This window comes from Trinickia symbiotica (genome assembly GCF_002934455.1).
GTDB lineage: Bacteria > Pseudomonadota > Gammaproteobacteria > Burkholderiales > Burkholderiaceae > Trinickia > Trinickia symbiotica.
This window is the reverse complement of sequence record NZ_PTIR01000046.1, coordinates 1-7,909: the sequence shown is the minus strand read 5'-3', so window position 1 is coordinate 7,909 and position 7,909 is coordinate 1. Positions and strand designations below refer to the sequence as shown.

Sequence of the window (7,909 nt, the reverse complement as noted above, 5' to 3'; positions counted from 1 at the left end):
TCGCCTTCCCGGCCGCCTGTCGCGCGATGCGCTCCGGCTTGCGTCCGCGAAGACGACGGCTCCCCCGCCCGGCTGGCCGCCGGGACCGGGGCTGACGCCCCCACTGAGCCGGCACCCGGCCGCCTGTCCGCTTCGCTCCCGGCTTGCGTCCGGGCACCGCCTCAGCGGCTCCCCCTGGCGTCGCTCCGGCGTGCGCGACCTATAGAGCGCGCCCTATAGAACGCGGCATATGGAGGGTAGAATCGTCATGTGTCGAAATTCAACACCACGGGAAAACCGGGGAACCCTAGGTTTCACTAGGCGGTCCGGGCGGTTGAACCGTGGTTTTCCCACGATGGAAAACGAGGAAACCAACATCGAACCCCAAGCCGACAAGCCAGTGCCTCAGGCACACAAGCCGCTCGACCCGGTGTGCGTGGAACTCGTGAAAGCGAGAAAAAAGGCCGGCATGACGCAGCAGGAGCTGCATCTGAAGACCGGTATTTCTCGCGACACCATCAAGGGGTATGAGACCGGCCGAAGCGTTCCGGGCACGCGGGAGCTGCGCGCCTTGTGCGAGGCGCTGGGTATCTCAGCGAACCGGGCACTATGGGGGCGTGAGGACTTTCAGGAGCCCGCAACGGACGCCCAAGGGCGCGTGATTTCGCCCGCCGCGCATCAGTACGCCCAGAGCATGAAGCTGATGGCCATGCTGAACATGGTGTCTAAGGAAGAAGCGGCGGCCGTGCTAACGCTGCTCGAAGGCATCATCGTTGGCCGCCACGGGAAAAAGGAGATGGAGAAGGCCTTCGCCGTGCTCGAGGTAATCGGGCAGGAGATGGGCAAGCCCCTGGAAGAGGCCATCGAAAGGGGAATGACCGATGAGCGCGTTGCCCAGCTGTCCGCGAAGGTAGAGGCCGCTGCTACGCGACGACGAGGGAAGCAGACTTGAGCCGCAGGACGGGCAAAAGCCGGGGAAAGTGGCCCCGGCTTTTTTGTGTCCGAAATGGTTGGAAAACGGTTCGTTTGTCGTTTTGATAAACCAATGGTAAAGTTTAGCCGCACGACAAGTGCGTACTTTCTAAACCATTGGAGGCCCAACATGGCACTCGACACTTCAGACCTTCCTCTGAGCCCGGCCGAAGCCCGGGCCGCCCGTAACTACCTCGGCATGAGCCAACGCGATGCAGCGGCGAAATCCGGCCTGCTGCTGCACAAAATCAAGCAGTTCGAGACCGGCAGCTATAACCCGGACGCGGGCTTCCTCCAGCAGCTCAAAGACTTCTACGCCGACCAGGGCTACCCGTTCAACGACCCGCCGGCGGGCGACGCCAAGAAGGCGGACGGCACTGTGATTACGGATGGCGTCATCGGCACCAAGCAGGCCGACACGCCCCCGGGCAAGAAGGTCTCTTCGACCATCCAGCACATGCGCATCGACCCGTCCCTGCCACTGGAGGAGGTCGACAACATGCTGGAGCACATCGACCGCAACGAAGAGCGCATCCAAACGCTGCTGGGCAAGCAGCTCACTCCGGCCGGTCTGCTGACGACGGGCGACTACTCGGCGAGGACGGCCGGCCTGCACGCTCAAATCACGCGCTTGCTGGCCGAGAACGGAACGCTGTTCGCGCGCCTGTTCGGCCGTGAGCTGGTGCAAGCGCCGAGCGACGCGCTGGCCGATGGCAAGGAAAAGCCGAAGACCCAAGGCGACCTGTTGGCCAAGCAGCAGTCCGACATGCACGCCGCAGTGGCCGGCGACAAGGAAGCGACCGCCAAGGTGAAGGCGCGCAAAGACCAGCCGGAGGACGTGCTCGACGGTCTCTTCGGCGCTTTCGGTCTCTGAGCGCGGCGGACGGATGGCCCTCTTTCCCCAGCTCGCACAGGCGTCAGGCACCCGGTTTTCGGCCGGTCAGCCTGGCGCTTCCGCATCGTCGGAAGGCGCGGGTTTTGGCGTGCGTAGCACGTCCCTCGGGAAGAATAGGGATACTCCACCCGCGAAGCCCGCCGGAGCCGCCCGCGCGTACCGCCCGTACATCCGCCAAGCGGCAGCCCAGCGGCTCGTTTCTGGGTATTGGTCGAACGAAGGCGAAAACCTCCGGGGTTCCTCTGTGGCCGGCTGTGGCCGGTGGAAGGCCCACGGCGCGCCGGCAGGCGTCGCTCAGATAGAGGTGGACGCCAAACAGGCCCGCATGACGGGGCATTTCATCTGCGGCTGCAACTGGACGTGCGAGATGTGCGCACGTGCGACCGTGGCGCGCAATCGCTCGTGGCTGCGTGGCGCGCTGTTCCCCGCGCTGCACGAGAAGGGGCTGTCCGGCAGCCTCGTGACGTTCACGCTGGCCCACAGCTACAACGAAGCCTGGGATGTGCCCGTGGCGGCCCTGAAGAAGGCGTACGGCCTGATGGACCGGCGCATGGCCAAGGTCTACAAGAAGGCCGGGTCCGTGGGCAAATTCAAGGCGTTCGAAGTCACTGTGGGTATGAACGGCCTGCATCCGCACCTTCACGTGCTCCTCACGCACGACAAAGCGGCCGACCTCGAAGCGCTTGAAGCCGAGCTGAAGGGAGCGTGGTTCAAGGCCGTCGAGGAAGCCGGCGGCCGCTGCACGGACCGGGGCTTCGATTTCCAGCCGAACCGGCTCAACGACTACGCGGCCAAGATGGAGGCGGCGCACGAGCTGTCAGCGCAAAGCACGAAGCTCGGCCGCAAGAAGGGCAAGACGCTGTCCCAGCTGCTCGACATGGCCGCCGTGGGCGACCTTGAGCGCGGTGCCGAATGGCAACGCGCGATTGGGGCGCTGGGCTCGACCAATCGATTTCACGCCGGCAACCTGGCCAAGAAGCTCGGCATCCCGTCCCCGTCCGAGTGGGAAGACGAGGAAGAGCAGGATGCCCAGGCCGAGCTGGAACTCGAAGAGCAAGCCCCGCCGCTCATCATCGAATACGCGCTCGAAGACCACCTTCGGGCGACACACCCGGCCCTCGGGCGGCCGGGGCTCGCAATGATTCTGCGCGCGGCGAAGCGCGGCGGCCGGGAGAAGGCGCTGAGCATGGTTCGCGCACTGTGCGATGACTACGCGCGCAAGCGGATGCCGCACTGGATGGCGACGGCGCACGAGCCGTGGTCTGTTGAGCCTGGCACAGACATCATGCGGGCCGCCCATGAGCGCCCGCTCAACCCGGCAGAGGTCCGGGAATACCTACGCATCAAGGAAACCCACCGCGCGGGCTATCTCGTCGCGGCGTAACCCCGTTTTTCGGAGGGTGGAGTATGCCGTCCCGTCGAATCGACACGAAGAAGGCCGAAGCGCTCGCGCGCTGGGAAGCGGCCCACGGCCTGGGGCCGCAGGACCCGAAGGTAACTCGATTGAAGCGGCCGGCCGCGCCGGCGAGCACCGCGCAGCGCGAAAGCGCCGGCCGTCGACACCGGCCAACGACGCCGGAAGAGCGGATGGCCGAGACGATGGAGCGGCTGAATCTCAAGCCGCTGCAAGCTGCCGATAACCTCCCTCCCTACGATGTCACCCGTGCAACGCGATACCCGGCCGTGCCGTGGACTGAAGCGGACGGCGTGCGCAAGCTGGAACTCATCAAGAGCCGCTATGCCTTCGCGATGCGAGAGCAGCGCATCACGGCGGGCGACTTCAAGAGCTGGCGAGAACACTTCATGTTCCTGACGGTCGAGCAGGCGGCCGACCTGGTGCGCGTGACGCCGCGCACCATCCGCAACTGGGAAAGCGGCAAGAGCGAAATCCCGTTCGCGATGTGGTGGGTGATGCACACGACGATGCAGGACCCGGAGTATTTCCTGACCCGCCCGGGCTTCCACGACTTCCATATCGAACACATCGAAGGCGAGCCCTTCCTGTGCTCGAGCACCTATCCGGACATCCGCTACTCGCCTAGCGACCTGCACCTCAACCGCTCCGCGCTGAGTCAGCTATACGACCTGCGCGCCGAGATTCAGCGCCAAGCCGCGCGGCTGGACGAAATGACGGCCGAGAACACCAGGCTTCGGCAGGCGCTGAAGGCCAAGGGCCTCACTCACGAGCTGCAAGCCATGCATGACCATCTGTCGTCGCTCATGAAGAAGCTGGCCACGGCGGATGTAGTCGAGTTTCCCGGCGTCGCCGTTGAGGCTCCGGACGAAGTGATTCCCCTGAAACAGGCCACGGCCTGACACAAACCACACCAACGAAGAGACCACCATGCCCGCCGCATCCAACGCCCTCAAGAGCCAAGTCTGCGAACTCGAAAAGACCCTGCTGGCCGTCAGTGCCATCTGCGACATTGCCGAAGAGCACGCCCCGCAAACACCCGACACGCTGGGCCACTGTGCCCACGTCGCGGCGCATCTGATGGAGCAAGCGATGTATCAAATCGAGGCGCTGCGCGTGGCAATCAGCGCTGTGCAGGCCGTCGAGGTAAGGGAGGCCGCGTGAAGACCATCCACCTGCGCGAAGAGGACTTCTCGGCCATCTGCGAAGCCCTAAGCGACGCTGCCTACGCGATGAAGTTCTCCGTAACGTTCCTGTCGGCCCGCTTCGGGCCTGAGTCCGACCAGGTCAAGGCCGAAGCGGCTCGATTCGCGCGGCTCGTCGCCGCGCAGCAGGCATTCAGCGAAGACCTGAGTGCCTGGCGTCGGCCGAAGTCTCAGCGCCTCGGCTGAGTTGGGCCAGAATCCGCTATCACCAAAGAAGGGAGAGACCGCGATGACGCGTTACGGATACGAAATCAACCCTCGCCCAGCACACCTGGGCGGGGGATGGTGCTTGCGCCTGCTCGAAGACGACGTCGAGGTCGGTGGGGGCGTGTTCCCCGCTGACCCAGACCATGAGCCCGAAGCCGGCGTCGCATGGTGGAACGCTTTGACCGAGGCAGAGCGCGGTCGATGGCTTGCCAAGGCACAGAGCGCCAAGCCGGTCGACGCCTGGGCGGCCTACCTGGTCGACGAAGCGCACGAAGACGCGTTGGCCCAGGCCGAAGACTGGCTGGCCACGCACTCCCCTGCCTCCTGAAAAGCCCCGCCATGGAGGCAGGGTCAAGGCCCGCGCAGCGGCCCGAAGGGCTCGGCCTTGATGCTGACGGAATGGCCCACGCTCCGGGCTCTGTCGGGGGTTGCAAAGCAGCCCCCGGCAGACGCCCAGCGGCGAGCGTGTTTTTCCCAAGGTTCTGTTGATGCCTTGCGCGCGCCTCGCGCGCGCCACTCAGGGGTGTTGAGCCCGAAGGGCGACGGGGGCCTTACTCGGCCCCCTCAGGGGGCCTGGATGAACACCAGGACGAACACCCGGCCCCTGAGTTTTCCACAGGCCGATGCCTGCCTCGGGATTAGAAAAAGATTAAAAGAGGATTAGGGGCGGTTATCCACATTCCAGCAAAGCCCCGTACCACTAGGGAGAGCGGCGGTTTTCCTGCCTCCGGGCCATGGGTCAAATGCCGTCCCGGCATGGGTCAAATGCCGTGCCTCCATGGGTCAAATGCCGTGCCTTCCCTGTTCCGAATGCCGTCCCTGTCTGGGTCGAATGCCGTCCCCGCGGCATGGGTCAAATGCCGTGAGGCGGGGGCATGGGTCGGATGCCGTGCCGGCCCTGTTCCGGATGCCGTGGAAAGTGCAGGTTGTCAGGAGCGCTTGCCGAGGTGCCGCGTCTGAGCCACTGAGGGCACGCGGATGACGTGTACAAGGTCCTGGTCGTTGATGTGCCAGCGCCTGATAGCGCCGATGCGCACGAGCTCGTCCAGCGCGTTTTTCAGAAGCCGGCGGAACTCCCATAGCGCCTTGGTGCTGCTGCCGCACAAGCTCCTGATGGTGTCGACCTTGTACGGGTAGGGGGACGCGTGGCTGGTATAGAAGCCGTGCAGCCATTTCGCGAGGCTGTTGGTGCCGAGCGCCTGGCGCTGCCCCCAGTCGACGTATGAATAGCCGTCGGCGTAGAGCGTCATCATGCGCTGGTCAAGGATGACCACGTAGCGGTTGGTCTCGTGGTCGCGGTACACGTTGCCGATGAGACCACCGACGAAGCTTTTCTTCTCGCCGGTCCACGTGATTTCGACTGCGCCGGCCTTCAGGCGCACGAGTTCAGCGTGCAGCTGTTCGTGCTGCGTCTTGCCGGTGCCGCGTCCGAGCGCCTGGAGCATCGAGTGCGCCGTGAAATCGAGCCGGCTGCCGAGCGGCTGAGTGCGCGCCAGATGCACGAGCATCTCCCAGAGGTCGAGGTCGGTTTGGTTGAAGCGCTGGCCCTTGAAGCGGATTTCGATGCCGTCGACGGCCGCGAGCAGCTCGCGGTCGGCCCACGCGCGGCGCTGCGAGACACAGAAGAGCGCACCGCGAAGAACGGCGTTCGGCACGCCGCGCACTGCATCAGGCCAGAGGTCGAGCGTCATCTGGGGCGCCGGCGTTGCCGGTTCCTTCTTCGGTGGGGCTGCTCGACGCCTGCTGGTTAGGGTGTCCAGCGCGTCCTGCAGCGGCTTGTGCATCGGTTTCTTCGTGGCCCGCATCGCTTCCTCCTGCCACGGGAGTGTAAGAGATTCGCTCATGACGATGACCGTTCGACCTGTTCCTGCTCGCTCTCTCGCTCACGGCCTACGCTCACGAAGCGCCCTTCTGGCCAGCGGAAGGCGAACACCTCAAGGCTCACGGACTCAACGCCCACGCCCCGGAACGTCAGCCATGCGACATGCACCATGGCTTCAGTGCCGTCGACCATCGGGACTTTGCTGAGTGCTGATTGAAGGCGCTTGAGATGGTCGAGACGTCGGCCGCGTTCGTCGCGCGCGTTCGGGTCGATGGCTACCATGCCGTGACGGATGGGTGTGTCGGCAAGCATCTCGGGGAAGGCATAGACCGGGCGGCCCAGCGCTGCACGCAGAACCGCGCGCGCGAGCTGGTCGATGTTCCTGCCAGACTTCCGCGCGTTCTCGACCTCAAGCCATACGCCCTTCTGGCTGCCGTCTGGCACCTCGAAGCGCAGGAGGCCGTCCGGATGCTTCGCCGCGAGTGGCACGCGGTGGCGCAGCTGCGGCTCCGGCCAGGCGCTCCAACCGCGCTCACGCAGACACGCGAGCACGCCCGTGCTCAGCAGGTCATGCCGCCAACTGCGCGGCGGCTCCCAGCGGCCGCCGGAGGAGGTGCCCCAGTCGGTTCCCGCGCGGTAGGTGTAGGCGACCTGGCCAGCGTTCCAGTCGTTGAGGTACTGGGCCCCGCGAGTCGACAGCACGTACGCCGCGCCGGCATCCCGGCCGGGGAGCGGACGGGCGACGACGAGGCGCAGCTCGAGGAGCTTGCGTAGGTGCTTCTCAGCGTACTTGCGAGCGTGTGGCCGGCCGGGGTGGAGGAGGCGGCCCAGCTCTGCCGCGCGAAGCCAGACGAAGCGGCCGATGAAGCGCAGGGCGAGCGCCGCGTGTTCGCCTTGGTCGAGTCGAGGAAGTGGTGTGTTCATGCAAGCGTATAGCGCTCGCAAGCCGATGCCGAGGCAGTATCCCTGCCGGCATTCCAGCTGCGCCGTGCGGGCTGGAATATCGGGCGCGTGCGGGGCTTCGGAGGTCGGAGTGGTGCATCGCCCTAGGTCGGCCGGCTGCGCCGCCCTCCTTCCCGGGCAATGCCTTCACGCTGTCCGCCCTGCGGTCGGACAGCTACAGCGCCCTGCGGGCTCGTGGGGGCTCCCACCTGGCCCTTCGGACCACCCCTTCGGGGCCGCTACGCGGGGCGGGCAAGTGCCTCCGGGACGCCGGTCGACCAGTCCAGTTGGTCTGGTGCCCGGCTACCCGCTGAAGCGGGTTCCCGGACGCACTTGCCCGCCCCACTGCGTGGGGTGGGAGCCCGGGCTCCGCCCCCATCGCCTTCCCGGCCGCCTGTCGCGCGATGCGCTCCGGCTTGCGTCCGCGAAGACGACGGCTCCCCCGCCCGGCTGGCCGCCGGGACCGGGGCTGA

9 protein-coding genes are annotated in these 7,909 nt (G+C 65.9%); 7 read left to right on the top strand and 2 right to left on the bottom strand.

The genetic code is table 11. From position 1 onward, the window contains the following. Positions 1–334 precede the first annotated feature (334 nt). The 7 genes from B0G57_RS30480 to B0G57_RS30450 all read left to right on the top strand — a co-directional run bounded on the left by B0G57_RS30480 (position 335) and on the right by B0G57_RS30450 (position 5,000). Positions 335–931, top strand: a complete 597-nt coding sequence (locus tag B0G57_RS30480; protein ID WP_158256648.1) for a helix-turn-helix domain-containing protein — start codon at positions 335–337, stop codon at positions 929–931. Between the two features lie 150 nt (positions 932–1,081). Then, positions 1,082–1,825 carry a helix-turn-helix domain-containing protein gene (locus B0G57_RS30475; protein ID WP_104489626.1) on the top strand — a complete coding sequence of 248 codons (744 nt, stop codon included), beginning with the start codon at positions 1,082–1,084 and terminating at the stop codon, positions 1,823–1,825. A 325-nt stretch (positions 1,826–2,150) separates the two neighbouring features. Further along, positions 2,151–3,230 carry a hypothetical protein gene (locus tag B0G57_RS30470; RefSeq protein WP_146098882.1) on the top strand — a complete coding sequence of 360 codons (1,080 nt, stop codon included), beginning with the start codon at positions 2,151–2,153 and terminating at the stop codon, positions 3,228–3,230. Between the two features lie 23 nt (positions 3,231–3,253). Then, positions 3,254–4,162: a helix-turn-helix domain-containing protein gene (locus tag B0G57_RS30465; RefSeq protein WP_104489624.1), complete on the top strand. Its 909-nt coding sequence runs from the start codon at positions 3,254–3,256 to the stop codon at positions 4,160–4,162. 28 nt (positions 4,163–4,190) lie between these two features. Next, a complete protein-coding gene (locus B0G57_RS30460; protein WP_104489623.1) occupies positions 4,191–4,424 on the top strand; it encodes a hypothetical protein in 234 nt (77 codons plus the stop codon). After that, positions 4,421–4,651 carry a hypothetical protein gene (locus tag B0G57_RS30455; RefSeq protein ID WP_104489622.1) on the top strand — a complete coding sequence of 77 codons (231 nt, stop codon included), beginning with the start codon at positions 4,421–4,423 and terminating at the stop codon, positions 4,649–4,651. The genes B0G57_RS30460 and B0G57_RS30455 overlap by 4 nt, the downstream gene beginning before the upstream one ends. Before the next feature lie 43 nt (positions 4,652–4,694). Beyond that, positions 4,695–5,000: a hypothetical protein gene (locus B0G57_RS30450; RefSeq protein WP_104489621.1), complete on the top strand. Its 306-nt coding sequence runs from the start codon at positions 4,695–4,697 to the stop codon at positions 4,998–5,000. 601 nt (positions 5,001–5,601) lie between these two features. On the opposite strand, the gene trfA is transcribed toward B0G57_RS30450, so the two are convergent. Beyond that, positions 5,602–6,477, bottom strand: a complete 876-nt coding sequence (gene trfA / locus B0G57_RS30445; protein WP_158256647.1) for a plasmid replication initiator TrfA — start codon at positions 6,475–6,477, stop codon at positions 5,602–5,604. A 35-nt stretch (positions 6,478–6,512) separates the two neighbouring features. Next, positions 6,513–7,418, bottom strand: a complete 906-nt coding sequence (locus B0G57_RS30440) for a hypothetical protein (RefSeq protein WP_104489619.1) — start codon at positions 7,416–7,418, stop codon at positions 6,513–6,515. Between the last annotated feature and the right edge of the window lie 491 nt (positions 7,419–7,909).